Below are 14,244 nucleotides of genomic sequence, written 5' to 3' on the forward strand. Positions count from 1 at the left end.
AGGATGGGACCGAAGTCGGCGAGGGTCTACCAGACGATCCGGTCTTGGATCGAGTCGGGCAAGTACGGCCCCGGCGAGAAGCTTCCCTCCGAGCGGACTATGAGTGCTGAGCTGGAAATCGGCCGTACCGCCCTCCGCCAAGTACTCGCACGACTGGCGAGCGAGCGGCTCATCAAGGCGTACGACCGCAGCTCTTACCGAGTCGTAGGCGGTGAGACCGTCCCCACGCCAGCGGAGCTGGAGCCCTGGACGATCCACGGCAGCAGGACGGTCTACGAGAACCGGTGGGTCAACCTCGACCTCGTCGACGTCGAGCCGCCCGGGGTCGAGCGCTTCGAGCACCACGTGGTCCGCCTGCATCATGTGGCGATCACGGCCGTGATCGACGAGCAGCAGCGCGTCCTGATGCTGTGGCGCTATCGCTTCGTCCCGCAGCAGTGGGGATGGGAGCTTCCCGGCGGGATCGTTGACGAAGGCGAGGACGCGTCGACCACGGCAGCGCGGGAGACCGAAGAAGAGACCGGCTGGCGCCCGACGAACGTCGAGCACGTCGTGACGTACCAGCCCATGATCGGCATGGTCGACTCGCCGCACGAGATCTTCGTGGCGCGGGGTGCGGTGAAGGTGGGCGAACCCACGGACATCGAGGAAGCCGGGCAGATCGCCTGGGTACCCCTGGCGGACATCCCCGGACTCATGGCCGAAGGGAAGCTCATGGGGTCAGGAACCCTGGTTGCCCTCCTTCACGTCCTCGCGTCGCGGGCTACAGCCGCCCCGTAAGCAGCTCCACACGCCGGCGATGCCGCACGGACCCCGTACGGTTCGCCAGCAGGCGCGCCTGCTGAAGGTTCGAGCGGGCCTCGTCGAACTCGCCGCGGGCAAGGTGTGCCTGCGTCAGGTCGCTGTGGAGGCCTGCCTTGGCGCGGACGAACGTGGGGTCCGTCGTCTGGAGCGACGCGTAGAGGTCCTCCATGGCCGAGCTGTCGCCCAGGAGTGCCAGCACATTGCCCCGCCAGCGCGCCAGGTGGTCCCCGTTCAGGAAGATGCTCAACATGTCCGAGTCGCGGGCATGGGCGCCGTCTGGCAGTGTCGCCGCCGCCCGGTCGAGCGCGTGCCTGGAATCGTCGTGCATGCCGGCGGCGGCGCACAGCTCAGCTTCCGCCGCGCTCAGCCAAGCCCGAAGCCGCGGTGACTGCCGCTCCGCGTGGGTGCGCTGCGCGTCCCGGATGAGCTCAACTGCCATCTCCGGGCGCCCGGCATCGCCCAGGACGTACGCCTGCTCCCCCATGGCGTGAGCCAAGTACTGTGGCGCGTCAGCGTCCTGCGCAGCCCGTTTCGCCAGCTCGTAGTGCCTCCAGGCGCGCTCCACAGAACCAGCGTCCAGCGCTTGCCATGCCGCCAAGGTCGCCGCTCCGGCCAGCGCCGTTGCGATGGGACGACGAGTCCCTGGCAGGACCGCGAAGGTGAGTGCGTCCTCCATCGTCGTCAGGTGGCCGTTCATCTGGTCCACCAGGCCCGATGCACCCATCTGCCGGTCCATGGTTCGAAGTAGCTCGGTCTGGTCCATGAAGGTGCTCACCATGGAATCGCTGACGCTCCGCGCCGAGTCGATCCGGCTCAACAGGTCTTCGTACCCGTCTGCTTGCTTGGGGACTGCCCGTGCAGGTTCCCCGCCCAGCTCGACGTCCGTCACCCCGAGCAGCGGCCGGAGGATCACGGCGTACCGCTCCGTGATGGCCCGCCGGCCGTTCTCCCACTCCGACACATAGGTCTTCAAGCTCGCGCTCGATGCGACGTTCAGCATGTGCTGCCGCGCGTAGCGCTCAATCTCGAAGATCAGCCGCTCCTGCGACCATCCCCGCGCAGTACGAACAGCTCGTAATCCCTTACCCACGTGCATCGCCTCCGATGGCCGTGCCACCTGCAAGGGCTTAACCGAATCGCCGCAGGTGGGAGCGGGTTAACACCCTTGAGGTTAACCCCTGTTGGCTACCGAGACCCCCTGTCTGGGCCGTTTCCTGAAGTCACACCGGAAGAACACCGGCAGGCCCGAACGAACCAAGGGCTTGCATCTGGTGCGCACCAGATGCCATGCTTCTGGTGCGCACCAGATGGCCCGAAAGGGCTCAACTTCGGTGTGCACGTACGACCAGGAGCCCCGCATCGGACGGGGGGAGGCGACCCGGCGCCTTGTCATTCACCGGAGGGCTTAGACCGAAAGGTCACGTCTCCATACGCCTACGCCAGGTCCTAGACCTGAAGGAGACATGCGTACCGCTCAACCTTCCGCGCCATCCTCGGCGCGGCCGGTTGCCTCCTCCACCCGTCTCGCACGGGCGGAGTCGAGGGGAGCCGGAGTTCCTCCCGCTTCACCCCAAACGAAGTGCAGCCCCCGGCGCTCGAACGCCGGGGGCTGCTGTTCGGGCCCGTTCCTCTCTCGAAGGAGCTAGACCCATGAAGTCCATCGCTGCACTTCACAACGTTGTTACCCCTTGGGCCGACGGCCTTGAGCCGTCGGACGCAGAGTTGGACGCGATCGAGGTAGAGATGCCGCTGATCCTCGCGGAACGCGACCTCCTCGATGCGCTGATCACGCTGCTGGACCGGCAGTCGTCCGAGTTCGACGCCCGCCGGATCCGCCGGGCCCGCAACCGGGTCCTGACCGCCCAGCGGGACCTGGCCAACCGCACCGCCGGCACGACCGTGCCGGGAGACGCGGCATGAACCGCAAGGCCAAGACCGCCCTCGTCCTCGCGCTCGTCGTTGTGGTCGCCATGGCCTTCCGCGTCTCCTGGAACGCCCTGAGGGACGTCGCTAGGGCCATCGGCGCGGACGGCACGGCGGCGACGCTGTACCCGTTCGTCGTTGACGGCCTGATGGCCCTCGCGCTCGTCGCCGCCCTCGTCCTGACCGACGAGGCCCGCCGGTTCGCCCTGCGGGTCCTGGCCGCTTACACGCTCGCGTCGCTGGTCCTGAACTACGTCCACGGACTGCTGCCCGAGCTGCACGCCGAGTCGATCGACTGGACTCGACTGGCCGACTGGGATCCGGCGAACTGGGCTCTCGTACTGCTGGCGACGTCGCTCCCGGTGGGGTCGATCTACTTCGGCTCCGACCTCGTCGCCAAAGTCCTCCACCACAAGCCCCCAATCGAACCGACCGCTCAGGAATCGACCCAGACCACCGTAAATCGGTCCACCCCTGAGCAGGGAGAACCGCCGGTCGAGCTGCCGGAGCCGAAGCGGGAGGTGGACTCTTCCCCCACTGTCCCGGTCGAGTCGATCGAGGCGCCCGTCCTGCTCGTCGCGGCGGCTGAGTCGCCGCGCCCCCGTCGGGCGACCGGTCGAGTACCGGCGGCCGCCCGATCGACCCGACCGACCCGCACGGACATCGAGCTACTCGGTGAGGCGCGGAGTCTGACGGAGTCGTGGCCGATCGAGAAGCTGACCGGTGAAGGGATCCGCAAGGCCCTGCGCACCTCCCCGGCGAAGGCTCGGATTGTGCGGGAGGCCTTGAAGGCTGAGCGTGAGCGGGACGCTGCTGCGGTGGTGGCCGGATGAGCCTGTCGTTCGCCGACTGCCACGATCCGATGGGAAGAGTCCACGGCCTGCCCACCTTTCCTTGGCGTCTGGCCCCGGACGGTCTCGCCACCCGCCGGCAGTTACGGGCCCTCGGGCTGCGGCCCGGCGGCCAGGATATCGCCGGTCAGGTACTGCGCCCCCGCTTCCGGCGCGGCCCGCTGACCGCGTTCCTGTACCGCGTCGACCGGGCCAAGCCCGTCCGCCCGATGACCCCGGCCAAGACCGCCGCGCTGGCCAAGGCCAACGCCGCCCGCCGGACCTGCCCCGAATGCCACCGCGACGCCGGATACGTCATCCCGGCCTCGCTCGGCATGTGCATCCCCTGCGCCTTCCCTGTCTCTGAGGAGTCCTGATGCGTTCGTCCACCCTCTACAGCCTGATGCGCCGGACCGGGGAGACCCGGGTGATCAAGTGGCGGCCGGAGCCCGTCTCCGTCAACACCGTGTGGCGGCTCCTCAAGCGGTACCGCCGCGCGAATGCCGCGGTCAGCGTTCACGAGACCACCGACCGGCAGGGCACGCCGCTGCACGTCGTCCACGTCCACCACGGCCCGATCTACGACGCCACGGACTTCTGCACCGACATCTTCGAGATCCCCACCGCTGCCCTCACCGACCTCTGACCCGGGAGAGTCTCATGACCAACCTTCCCGAGCCGGTCCGGGTCGTGCAGCTCCCGGACGGCACCCACGTCTACGCCGATCAGCTCCCCGCCGCGTACGGCGGTCCGCAGGTCGTGCACCAGCACATCCACCAGGCCCCGCCCGACCGCACCGTCCAGCGCATCGCTCTCGGCTCCGGAGTCGGCGCCGGGGCGGTCGCGGCCGGCGTGTACTTCGGCCCGCTCCTGATCGCCGCCCTCACCGCGATCGCCGCGAACTTCGCGTTCCTGGCCTTCCTCGCGCTGGTCCTCGGCTGGGGCGTCCACACGGTCGTGAAGTCGATCGGCGGCCCGAGCGGCACGCAGGCCGTGAAGAACGTGAGCAAGGCCGCCAAGGTCTCCCGCCGCCGGCGCTGACGGCTGCCCGATCCACCCACCACGTGGGTGGTGAGGGGAGCCGGACAGACCGGCCCCGGAAGGAGCCCCAACGCCATGGCGAAGGACCCGAAGTACACCGTCGGTGAGGTCACCCAGCTCGTGTGGCTGACCGCCCGGATGGCCAAGCGCGGTATCGCCAGCCAGACCGTCTACCAGGGCGACCTGGAGCGGAAGTTCACCCGGATCGTCGACGGCGCCCGCGAGCGCGAGGCCCAGACGGTCAAGGACAGCAAGAGCAGCAAGAAGCGCAAGTAGCTGTGCCCCGGGGCGGCCGCCCTCTCGCCAAAGAACGTCGGCCGCCCCGGGCCCAACCCACCCTGAGCCAGTCAGTGAGAGCAGGAGTTCTCAGCATGACCGATTCCCCGAGCACGCACCTGTGGGCCGTCCCGGACGAGGACGTCGAGCCGGTGATACCGACCATGGTCGACAACCCGAACCTGCCCGATCCCAAGGTCCGCGACGAGAAGCGCAAGCCCGTCCTCGCCGGCTGGCTCACCAACCGCCGCGACTTCACCGCCACCGCCCGCCACGCCGCCGCGAACCTCGGCTACGCCACCCTCTTCCACGGCGTCCGGATGCCCGTCTACGCCAGCCGCCTCGCCGCCCGCTCCCCGCTGGGGGCCTGCCGGTTCATCGCCTCCACCAACCGGTGGGTGTGGGACCGGGAGGCGGCTCCGCTGCGGGACTTCGCCGTGCGGACCGAGGACGTCGAGGAGTACATGCGTCTGGCCCGGCTGCGCCAGGGCCGTATCCGGCTGCGCGGTCTGGTCACCCTCGTCGCCGCGGTGTTTGGGCTCGGCTTCGCCCTGTGGCTCTACGTCCTGGCCCCGGCCTTTCTGTACGCGTTCGCCGCTGGCGGGGTCCTCCTGTTGGGCTTCGCCGGGCAGCAGCCTGACGCCCCGGTCATCGGGCCGGCGGTGTTGAAGACCGAGCTGCAGAAGATGACCGGCTCGATCGTGCTGCGCGGTCTGGACAGCATCGGCAACGCAAAGATCTCCGCCGCCATCAAGAAGGGCGGGGACATGAACGGGCTCCGCTTCACCTCCGAGATCGTGAGGGACGGGCCCGGCTACCGCGCCGACCTCGACCTCCCGTACGGGGTGACGCCGGAGGACATCATGGAGGCCCGCAAGCCCCTGGCCTCCGGTCTGCGTCGCAAGGTCGGCTGTGTCTGGCCGGCCCCCGACCCGACCGAGCACGAGGGACGACTGGTCCTGTGGGTCGGGGACAAGCCGATGAACGAGACCACCAAGCCCGCCTGGCCGCTCCTGAAGTCCGGGCAGGTGGACCTGTTCAAGCCGGTCGTATTCGGCAACGACCAGCGCATGCGCGACGTGTCCGTGACCCTCATGTTCGCCGCGGTCGTCGTCGGCTCCATCCCCCGCATGGGCAAGACCTTCCTCATGCGGCTCCTCCTCCTCATCGCCGCCCTCGACCCGCGCGCCGCCCTGTACGCGTTCGACTTCAAGGGCACCGGCGACTTCTCCGCACTCGAGCCGGTCTGCCACCGCTACCGGGCCGGCGAGGAAGACGAGGACATCGAATACGTCGTCCAGGCCCTCAGGGAGCTGAAGGACGAACTGCGGCGCCGGGCAAAGGTCATCAAGTCGCTCCCGCGGTCGCGGTGCCCGGAGTCGAAGGTGACCCCGGAGCTGGCCAGCGACAAGACGCTTGGCCTGCACCCGATCGTCGTCGGTCTGGATGAGTGCCAGGTGCCGTTCGAGCACGAGAAGTACGGGGCGGAGATCGAGGACATCTGCACCGACATCACCAAGCGCGGCCCCGCCCTCGGCATCGTCGGCATGTTCGGCACCCAGCGCCCCGACGCCAAGTCCCTCCCCACCGGCATCTCCGCGAATGCCGTGCTTCGGTTCGCGCTGAAGGTCATGGGTCAGCCCGCCAACGACATGATCCTGGGTACCTCGATGTACAAGGCCGGGTACCGGGCCACGATGTTCTCCCGCTCGGATCGGGGCATCTGCTGGATGGCCGGCGAGGGCGACGACCCGCGCATCGTCGCCTCCGCGTTCGTCGACGCGCTCGCCGCTGAACAGGTCGTGGCCCGAGCGCGGAAGATGCGCGACGAGTACGGCAACGTCACCGGCCACGCCATCGGCAAGGGCCCCGAAGCGACCGCCGGGCTCGACATCCTCACTGACACCCTCGCGGTCATCCCCGGCGACGAGGAGGCGGTGTGGTGCGAGCGGATCGCCACCCGCCTCACCGGCCTCCGTCCGGACGCGTACACGGGGTGGAAGGGCGAGAACGTCACCGCCGCACTCAAGCCCTGGGGCATCAAGCCCGGACAGGTCTGGGGCCAGGACGACGAGGGCGAGGGCAAGAACCGGCGCGGCATCAAGCGCGCCGACATCACCGCCGCCATCACTCGCCGTGACGCCGATCGGGCCGCCGCCTGACCCTAGGACCGCTGCTAGACCTAGCAGGCGCCGCTGCTAGGTCTAGCACCCCCGCTAGCACCCCATCAGGCCTCTGATCAGGGATCTAGTGTCTAGCGGCCCACCTGCGAAAAGCCCCGGAAACCGCCCCAACGCTGGGAGTAGACCCGCATGCTCATCGCTAGCGCCCTCATCCTCGTCACCCTCGCCGGTTACACCCTGTTGTGCATGGCTAGCCCCTTCGGGACCTGCCGCAAGTGCGACGGCATCGGCGCCAAGCTCACCCTCAACCGCGCCGGGAAGGTCAAGCGGGTCAAGCCCTGCCGCCGCTGCCGCGGCCAGGGCAAGCGCCTGCGCGTCGGCCGGCGCCTGCACAACCAGAGCCGGGAAATCCACCGCGCCGGCAGCCGCTGACCCCGGACAGCAAGGCCGGTGGCCGCACGCCATAAGGCGGACCCCGCTCCGATGGTGGAGCTAGGCGGACACGGCCACCGGTAAAACCCCGAGCTTGTCAGCACCCGAAGTACGCGCAGCCTTCCAACCTTCCCCGTGCACGTCAAAGGAGATTCCGGCATGGCCATCACCGTCTCGCTCGTCGCGCTCTTCGGACTCGTCCTGTACTTCCTCCTGCGCTCCCACAGCCTCAGCGCGGGCGGCGCGTTCGTCGCCGCCGGATTCGGGTTCTTCCTCGCCTCTACCGGCGCCGCGGGCCCCATCAATGAGATGGCCAACGCCATCGTCGCCGCCATCCCCAACCTGTAGGACCCGACCGCTCGACAGGCAAAGCCAAGGGCGGCCCCCGTCTCGCCAAAGTCCGGGGCCGCCCTCATCCAGAACGCTCAAGAACTGGAGAGACCAGCATGACCCAACCCACCCACATTCCGCGAGAGGCCACCGTCCGGCCTCCACGCCTGCTCGCCCTGTGCGCCGGCTACGGCGGTCTGGAGATGGCCCTTACCGCCGGGCTCGGTGGCCAGGTCGTCGCCTATGCCGAGAACGACCCCCACGCGGCCCGTGTGTTCGCCGCACATCACACCGGGGTGCCGAACCTCGGCGACATCACGGCCGTCGACTGGCAGAAGGTCCGGGACCTGTACGGGCCGGACCTGATCGGGGCGGGGTTTCCCTGCCGGAACATTTCCAACGCCGGACGAAGGGATGGGATCAGTGGCCAGTGGTCGAAGGTCTGGAAAAACGTCGCTCAGGCTGTGGGCGTCCTTCGACCGCGCCACGTCTTCCTGGAAAACGTGGCGGCGCTCCGGTCCCGGGGGCTGGACGTCGTCGCCGCGGACCTGGCCGCGCTCGGGTATGACGTCCGGTGGACATGTCTACGAGCTGGTGACCAGGCCGTCGGGGCCCCGCACCCGCGCGACCGCTGGTTCGCAGTTGCCCATCCCGCTGATGCCGACCCCCACCTCCTCGGACGGCACTGGCGGCCCTGGAACCAGCCCCAAACGCCGGGGCGGGATGAACCTGCGGACCGCAGTCACCCGACTCCCGGCCCCACCGGAAGCCTGAGGCTGCTGCCCACCCCGGCGGCCAGGGACTGGAAGTCCGGAGCCTCCAACCTCCTGGGCCGCAACGCCCGCCCCCTCAACGAGACCGTCGTCAACCTCCTCGGCCGCGGCCCGGTCGACGTCGGACAGTGGATCGCCACTGACGGCACCGACTACGGCCCCGCCATCCGCCGCTGGCAACACATCACCGGACGCACCGCACCCTGCCCGACCGAACCCGGCACCCGCGGCAACCGCCGCCTGGCACCCGCCTTCACCGAATGGCTCATGGGCCTCCCCGCCGGCTGGGTCACCGCCGTCCCCGACCTGCCCCGCAAGGAACAGCTCAAGATCCTCGGAAACGGGGTCATCCCCCAACAGGCCCACCACGCCTACAGCCAACTCCTCAACGCCTCCGCCACCGCGGGACTCGACGTCAGGAGCGCGGCATGAGTACCCCGATGAACGCACGAGGACAACTGCGTACGGCGCTCTGGCTCGCAGAGATCGGCCTGCCCGTGCTGCCGCTGCGGGAGGGCAAGGAGCCGTTCGGGAACTGCCCGGCCTGCACCCGCTCGGCGTGCGGGGACCGGCCCCACATGAAGGCCGCCGGCCCCTGCGAGTGCCCGGCCCCCTGCCACGCCTGGGGCGCCGCCACCACCGACCCGGACGTCATCACCGGCCCGGCATGGGCCCGCGCCTGGCGCCAGGCCGGCGCCGTCGCCTACCACCCCGGCGGAGCGCGGCTCACCGTCGTGGACCTCGACAACGCGAACGCGGTCGCCTGGGCCCACCAGGCCCTCCCCGCGACGAAGACCGTGGCGACCACCCGGGGTGAGCACTGGATCTACCGGGGCGCTATGCAGTCCGCCAACAAGGTGCGGCCCGGCATCGACATCAAGTCGGCCATGTCATACGCCATGTGGCGCGGCCCCGGCACCGGCTCGATCACCGCCCTGCCGGACATCATCCGGGCGCTGGTCGTGAGGGAAGAGACCACACGCCCCCTCCGGGGGGAGGTGGACTCTTCGTCTCCCGGCCGCGCCACCTGGGCCCGGTCGGTGGCGACCGGCTGCCGCCACACCGAGACGTTCGTGACGACCGGCCTGGCCCGAGGGCTCGCCAGGGTGGCCGCCTGTCGTGAGCAGGGCGCAGGCAGCACCGCCTACGGCGTCGCCCGCTTCCTCGCCAACCAGCACAGTGCCTGCCCGGGGCCGTGCGGGCTGGAGATGCTCGGGCGTCTGGTCATCGACGCGGCCGTCGCCGTTGGCGTACCGGAGGCGTACGCCGAGCGCGCGGTCACGCGCGGCGGCCTTCCCGTTGTGGCGGTGAGGGCGTCGTGACCACCGGCCCCCGCTCCGCCGAACCGGCCCCGGCCACAGACCGCAGTGGTGCGCCGAAGGTCGTCGCCGAAGGCGTCCTTCCTGCCCTTCGCTCTGACCCGTGCTGGGACGACGGGCGCCGCCCGGTCGCCTGGCTCCGCATCACCGCCCCGGGACGCGGGACCACCCCGTCGGTCCGGTCGTGGTGCGTGTGCGGGAGGGACCTGTTCGCCGCCGGTCAGCGGCGCGCTCTCGCCCTGATCGCCGACCACACCGCCCATCGAGACGTCTGCCCGTCACGCGACCAGGAAGGGAGGGACGCCGCATGATGGACCGCCCCACCCCCGAAGCCGAGGAACTCCCGCCGCCGACCAACCCTCTCGCCGTCGCCCGCCGGCTGGAGCCGGACTGGCAGACCGAGGACGGACAGCTCGTGTGCCGCCGTTGGCGCGCATCGTGGATGCGCTGGACGGGTACCTGCTGGCGTGAGCTGGACGAAGCCCAGGTGCGCAAGGCCATGTACGAGCGCTTGGAGCACGCCATCTACCGGGCACCCGGCAAGGAGGGCGAGCCCGAGCAGCGCGACTGGGCACCGACCAAGCAGAAGATCAGCAATCTCCTCGACGCTCTCGGATCCATCACCCTGCTGCCCACCGACACCGACGCACCCGCGTGGCTCGACGGCAGCAGCGCGAGCGAGCCGGACAGCGATCCCATCGTGGCGTGCGCGAATGGCCTGCTCAGGATCCGCGACCGAGCGTTGATGCCGCACACTCCCGGCTTCTTCAACCTCGTCTCGGTCCCCTTCGCCTACGACCCGGCCGCCACGGCTCCTACGTGGGAGCACTTCCTCGCGCAGATCTGGCCCGACGACCCCGCCGCCATCACCGCACTACAGGAGTGGTTCGGCTACGTCCTGTCCGGCCGCACCGACCTCCAAAAGATCCTGCTCATCGTGGGCCCCTCCCGCTCAGGCAAGGGCACCATCGCACGGGTGCTGAAAGCACTGGTCGGCAAGGAGAACCTCGCCGGGCCGACACTGGCCGGGCTGGGCACGAACTTCGGGCTGGCCACGCTCGTCGGGAAGTCTCTGGCAATCATCTCCGACGCCCGACTGTCCGGGAACGACAACAGCCAGATGGTGGAGCGGCTGCTGACGATCTCGGGTGACGACACCATCGACGTCGACCGCAAGTACCGCGAGCAGTGGACCGGAAAGCTCCCCTCACGGCTGATGATCCTGTCCAACGAACTGCCCCACTTCGGCGACTCCTCGGGCGTCATCGCCAACCGGTTCGTCCTCCTCAGCATGCGAGTCTCGTGGCTCGGCAAGGAGGACCCCACCCTCACCGACCGGCTCACCGCGGAGATGCCCGGCATCCTCAACTGGGCGTTGGAGGGGCTGGCCCGGCTCCGGCGCACCAACCGGATCACGGAACCCGTCTCCAGCCGCGACGCGGTCACGACCATGCGCGACACCGCATCCCCCACCAGCGCATTCGTCCGCGAACGCTGCACAACCGGCCCCACGTGCAGCGTCCCCGTGGACGATCTGTGGGCCGTCTGGCGCGAATGGGCGGAAGACAACGGCGTACGCGCCGGGACGAAGCAGGTGTTCGGCCGCAACCTCCTGTCCGTCATCCCGCAGCTCAACCGCACCCGCCCCCGTGACGAGCACGGCCGGCAGGTTCTCACGTACAGCGGCATCACCCTCAACCAGTCCGACCCACATTTGTGAAAGTCGCGACTCAACGCGTCTCACGACGCTCAGACCGCCGCTGAGACGCGATGAGTAGCGACTCAACGCAATGTGAATCCAACTCGCCCACGACCGCCAGACGGCAAGGAGTGAACGATGGCCCGCCCTCAGATGCTCAAGCTCGCTGAGGTACTCGCAGAGATCGACATGAGCCGTGCCGCCTTCTACCGCATGCGCTCCCGTGGCAACGCGCCCCGACTCCACAAGCTCCCGAACGGTCAACTCCGCGTCCGGCGATCCGACCTGGACGCCTGGCTGAGCGGGTGCGAGGTGTCGGCCGCGTAGACCCGATCCGTACATCACAGGGCCCCAGCCGCCGCGGCTGGGGCCCTCCCCTTTGAGCGGAGTCACCTTGTACAGCTATGACGTGCGGATCTGGGGTATCCGCTCCAGGCAGAGCAAGAGCGCCCCCTACCAGCTTCGATGGGTCGTCGGGGGCAAGGAGCACCAGGCTCCGTTCCTGACCAAGACGCTGGCCGACGGTCGACGCGCTCAGCTCATGGGCGCCGTCCGCGACGGCGAACAGTTCGACGTCGCATCTGGGCTCCCCGTCTCGGAGCTTCGTCAGCTCAAGTCGCCCACCTGGTTCGAGCACGCCCGCGCGTACACCTGCATGAAATGGCCGGACGCAGCCGCCAAACACCGCGTCGGCATCGCTGAGGCGATGACCAACGTGACCATGGCCCTGGTGACCGGCGGCAAGGCGGCCCCCGACCCGAAGGTTCTCCGGCTGGCCCTACGGTCGTGGGCCTTCCAGATGACGGTAGACAGCAACGGGAACGTGGTCGCCCGGATGGAGGCCGAGCAGCCGCCGGCGGCCGCTGCTCAGGCGCTGGACTGGATCGCAAAGAACTCTCTCCGCGTGACCGATGTGGCGGAGTCAGAGAACCTTCGCCGTGCCCTATCCGCTGTTTCGCGGCTCCTCAACGGCAAGCGCGCAGCCGACAACACCGTCCGGCGTAAGCGTGCTGTCCTCAGCAACGCCCTGCGGTATGCCGTCGAGTGCGACGCCCTGCCCGCCAACCCTCTCCCCAAGGTCGACTGGGACCCTCCGCAGACCGATGACGAAGTCGACTTCCAGTACGTTCCCGGTCCCGAGCTTGCGAGTCGGCTCCTGGATGCCGTGTGCGCGCAGGGCACCCGGGGCGAGCACCTCCATGCCTTCTTCGGCTGCATCTACTACGCCGCCATGCGCCCGTCCGAAGTGGCCGCACTCACCAAGGCTGACTGCAAGCTGCCCCAGAAGGGGTGGGGAGAGCTGGTCCTTCGCCGGAGTCGGCCGGAAGTCGGGGCGGGGTGGACGGATGGAGGGACGCCCTACGACGAGCGGGGTCTCAAGCGGAGGGCTCGAAAGGCCAGCCGGTCTGTACCGATCCCGCCCGTGCTCGTACGCCTGCTCCGGAGCCACCTGGATCGCGATGGCGCTGCCGCCGATGGGCGGCTCTTTCGCGCGGTTGAGGGCGGTCGGGTCGGCTCGAACGAGTACACCCGGGTGTGGAACGAGGCACGCCGGAAGGCGCTGCCTGCTCAGGATGTCGGGACACCGCTCGCGGAGGTCCCCTACTCCCTGAGGCATGCCGGTGTATCGCTGTGGATCAAGGCCGGAGTGGATCCCGTCGAGGTAGCTCGTCGCGCCGGGCACAGCGTGGCGGTGCTTTGGAAGTTCTACGCCAAGATCCTTCGCGGCCAGCAGCAGGTGTCGAACCAGCTCATTGACCAGGCCCTGGCGGACGAGGGCACCACGGGGGAGTCCTGATGGCCTGGCCACAAGTTGGCCACACACGCTGGTCACCATGGCGACAGGGGCGATCCAGGGTGAGACAGGGTGAACGACGAAGGGGTGCCCCTCTATGAGAGGCACCCCTTCTGATCAGCATGTTCTCTGACCTGTGGCGGTGGGTGTGGGATTTGAACCCACGGTGACTCGCGCCACGACGGTTTTCAAGAGCGCTCCGCCTACAGGACCCGCTAGGGCCCTGACCTGCACACGAAAGTCATTCGCGCGCCTTCGTCACTCCCGCTGGCCCACACATGGCCCACAGGGTGCCCTGCGTGCCGCAATACGAGTCCCTGCCTGGCATCAACCAGGTTGCTCCCGGGCAGCCTCGGGATGCTCTGGGCTCGTCGCGCCATGCTGCCGATGGACCATCGCCCCGTCGTCCGTTAGCGGACGTAGGAGACGACAAGCAGCACCACCGCTGCGACGCCGAACCATAAAGGTATGCCGGTCTTCGTGTACCGGCCGCGGTTGTCCCTGGGCTGTGGTCGTCGGCGCTTTGCCATTCAGTCCCCTCCCTGACCCCGTGGTCCTCAGGACAGGGTGTTGCCAGGGGTGCGGGCAGCGGCAGGCGTACGGCGAGCGCGGCTGGAGCACTCCAGGGCGCAAGTAGATCCCCGCACGTGAGCGAGGCCGGGCAGTCACGAACCCCTGCCGTCAGCATCGCGAATCCATAGTCTTGAAGGCGGTCTGGTCGGGCAACGGACTGTTCAATCAAGTTGCTCAGTCACGCCGTTGGAGCCACCGCCTTCCCTCGAAGGGACCAGAAGCTCATGACTGTTGCGCCACCCGTACCGTCCCTCTGCACGAGGTGCGGCACGAAGCTGGGCCGAAGCAACACCGACACCGTGTGCAGCCCCTGCCGGAGGGCCATC

General features: G+C 69.0%; 16 protein-coding genes. 15 read left to right on the plus strand and 1 reads right to left on the minus strand.

The window, feature by feature from the left end:
• Positions 1-3 precede the first annotated feature (3 nt).
• The gene (locus tag NLX94_RS08410; RefSeq protein WP_254382407.1) at positions 4-780 is read left to right on the plus strand and encodes an NUDIX domain-containing protein; all 777 of its coding nucleotides are present in this window, start codon (positions 4-6) and stop codon (positions 778-780) included.
• On the opposite strand, the gene NLX94_RS08415 is transcribed toward NLX94_RS08410, so the two are convergent.
• Positions 764-1,894 carry a helix-turn-helix transcriptional regulator gene (locus NLX94_RS08415; RefSeq protein ID WP_254381983.1) on the minus strand — a complete coding sequence of 377 codons (1,131 nt, stop codon included), beginning with the start codon at positions 1,892-1,894 and terminating at the stop codon, positions 764-766. The genes NLX94_RS08410 and NLX94_RS08415 overlap by 17 nt on opposite strands.
• Before the next feature lie 560 nt (positions 1,895-2,454).
• On the opposite strand from NLX94_RS08415, the gene NLX94_RS08420 reads away from it, so the two are divergent.
• From NLX94_RS08420 to NLX94_RS08485, 14 genes are all read left to right on the plus strand, one after another.
• The gene (locus NLX94_RS08420; protein ID WP_254381984.1) at positions 2,455-2,724 is read left to right on the plus strand and encodes a DUF6284 family protein; all 270 of its coding nucleotides are present in this window, start codon (positions 2,455-2,457) and stop codon (positions 2,722-2,724) included.
• On the plus strand, positions 2,721-3,560 hold the full coding sequence (locus NLX94_RS08425; RefSeq protein ID WP_254381985.1) for a DUF2637 domain-containing protein: 840 nt from the start codon (positions 2,721-2,723) through the stop codon (positions 3,558-3,560). The genes NLX94_RS08420 and NLX94_RS08425 overlap by 4 nt, the downstream gene beginning before the upstream one ends.
• Complete coding sequence (locus NLX94_RS08430; RefSeq protein ID WP_254381986.1) at positions 3,557-3,934, plus strand: RRQRL motif-containing zinc-binding protein; 378 nt, start codon at positions 3,557-3,559, stop codon at positions 3,932-3,934. The genes NLX94_RS08425 and NLX94_RS08430 overlap by 4 nt, the downstream gene beginning before the upstream one ends.
• Entirely contained in the window at positions 3,934-4,203 is a 270-nt protein-coding gene (locus NLX94_RS08435) for a hypothetical protein (RefSeq protein WP_254381987.1), read from the plus strand. The genes NLX94_RS08430 and NLX94_RS08435 overlap by 1 nt, the downstream gene beginning before the upstream one ends.
• 14 nt (positions 4,204-4,217) lie before the next feature.
• On the plus strand, positions 4,218-4,598 hold the full coding sequence (locus NLX94_RS08440; RefSeq protein WP_254381988.1) for a DUF6251 family protein: 381 nt from the start codon (positions 4,218-4,220) through the stop codon (positions 4,596-4,598).
• A gap of 75 nt (positions 4,599-4,673) precedes the next feature.
• The gene (locus NLX94_RS08445; RefSeq protein ID WP_254381989.1) at positions 4,674-4,874 is read left to right on the plus strand and encodes a DUF6257 family protein; all 201 of its coding nucleotides are present in this window, start codon (positions 4,674-4,676) and stop codon (positions 4,872-4,874) included.
• 95 nt (positions 4,875-4,969) lie between these two features.
• On the plus strand, positions 4,970-7,036 hold the full coding sequence (locus NLX94_RS08450; protein ID WP_254381990.1) for an FtsK/SpoIIIE domain-containing protein: 2,067 nt from the start codon (positions 4,970-4,972) through the stop codon (positions 7,034-7,036).
• A 150-nt stretch (positions 7,037-7,186) separates the two neighbouring features.
• Entirely contained in the window at positions 7,187-7,429 is a 243-nt protein-coding gene (locus NLX94_RS08455) for a hypothetical protein (RefSeq protein ID WP_254381991.1), read from the plus strand.
• A 159-nt stretch (positions 7,430-7,588) separates the two neighbouring features.
• The gene (locus NLX94_RS08460; RefSeq protein ID WP_254381992.1) at positions 7,589-7,777 is read left to right on the plus strand and encodes a hypothetical protein; all 189 of its coding nucleotides are present in this window, start codon (positions 7,589-7,591) and stop codon (positions 7,775-7,777) included.
• Between the two features lie 98 nt (positions 7,778-7,875).
• Entirely contained in the window at positions 7,876-8,964 is a 1,089-nt protein-coding gene (locus tag NLX94_RS08465) for a DNA cytosine methyltransferase (RefSeq protein ID WP_254381993.1), read from the plus strand.
• Positions 8,961-9,854, plus strand: a complete 894-nt coding sequence (locus NLX94_RS08470; protein ID WP_254381994.1) for a bifunctional DNA primase/polymerase — start codon at positions 8,961-8,963, stop codon at positions 9,852-9,854. Before NLX94_RS08465 ends, NLX94_RS08470 begins: the two co-directional genes overlap by 4 nt.
• Positions 9,855-10,158: 304 nt before the next feature.
• Complete coding sequence (locus tag NLX94_RS08475) at positions 10,159-11,571, plus strand: phage/plasmid primase, P4 family (RefSeq protein ID WP_254381995.1); 1,413 nt, start codon at positions 10,159-10,161, stop codon at positions 11,569-11,571.
• A 117-nt stretch (positions 11,572-11,688) separates the two neighbouring features.
• Entirely contained in the window at positions 11,689-11,877 is a 189-nt protein-coding gene (locus NLX94_RS08480; protein WP_254381996.1) for an AlpA family transcriptional regulator, read from the plus strand.
• 67 nt (positions 11,878-11,944) lie between these two features.
• On the plus strand, positions 11,945-13,348 hold the full coding sequence (locus NLX94_RS08485; RefSeq protein ID WP_254381997.1) for a site-specific integrase: 1,404 nt from the start codon (positions 11,945-11,947) through the stop codon (positions 13,346-13,348).
• The last annotated feature ends 896 nt before the right edge of the window (positions 13,349-14,244 follow it).

Source organism: Streptomyces sp. TBY4, assembly GCF_024213195.1.
Classification (GTDB): domain Bacteria; phylum Actinomycetota; class Actinomycetes; order Streptomycetales; family Streptomycetaceae; genus Streptomyces.

Coding starts and splice junctions, on each gene's coding strand:
- NLX94_RS08410 (WP_254382407.1), top strand. CDS start 4: ATGGGACCGAAGTCGGCGAGGGTCTACCAGACGATCCGGTCTTGGATC.
- NLX94_RS08420 (WP_254381984.1), top strand. CDS start 2,455: ATGAAGTCCATCGCTGCACTTCACAACGTTGTTACCCCTTGGGCCGAC.
- NLX94_RS08425 (WP_254381985.1), top strand. CDS start 2,721: ATGAACCGCAAGGCCAAGACCGCCCTCGTCCTCGCGCTCGTCGTTGTG.
- NLX94_RS08430 (WP_254381986.1), top strand. CDS start 3,557: ATGAGCCTGTCGTTCGCCGACTGCCACGATCCGATGGGAAGAGTCCAC.
- NLX94_RS08435 (WP_254381987.1), top strand. CDS start 3,934: ATGCGTTCGTCCACCCTCTACAGCCTGATGCGCCGGACCGGGGAGACC.
- NLX94_RS08440 (WP_254381988.1), top strand. CDS start 4,218: ATGACCAACCTTCCCGAGCCGGTCCGGGTCGTGCAGCTCCCGGACGGC.
- NLX94_RS08445 (WP_254381989.1), top strand. CDS start 4,674: ATGGCGAAGGACCCGAAGTACACCGTCGGTGAGGTCACCCAGCTCGTG.
- NLX94_RS08450 (WP_254381990.1), top strand. CDS start 4,970: ATGACCGATTCCCCGAGCACGCACCTGTGGGCCGTCCCGGACGAGGAC.
- NLX94_RS08455 (WP_254381991.1), top strand. CDS start 7,187: ATGCTCATCGCTAGCGCCCTCATCCTCGTCACCCTCGCCGGTTACACC.
- NLX94_RS08460 (WP_254381992.1), top strand. CDS start 7,589: ATGGCCATCACCGTCTCGCTCGTCGCGCTCTTCGGACTCGTCCTGTAC.
- NLX94_RS08465 (WP_254381993.1), top strand. CDS start 7,876: ATGACCCAACCCACCCACATTCCGCGAGAGGCCACCGTCCGGCCTCCA.
- NLX94_RS08470 (WP_254381994.1), top strand. CDS start 8,961: ATGAGTACCCCGATGAACGCACGAGGACAACTGCGTACGGCGCTCTGG.
- NLX94_RS08475 (WP_254381995.1), top strand. CDS start 10,159: ATGATGGACCGCCCCACCCCCGAAGCCGAGGAACTCCCGCCGCCGACC.
- NLX94_RS08480 (WP_254381996.1), top strand. CDS start 11,689: ATGGCCCGCCCTCAGATGCTCAAGCTCGCTGAGGTACTCGCAGAGATC.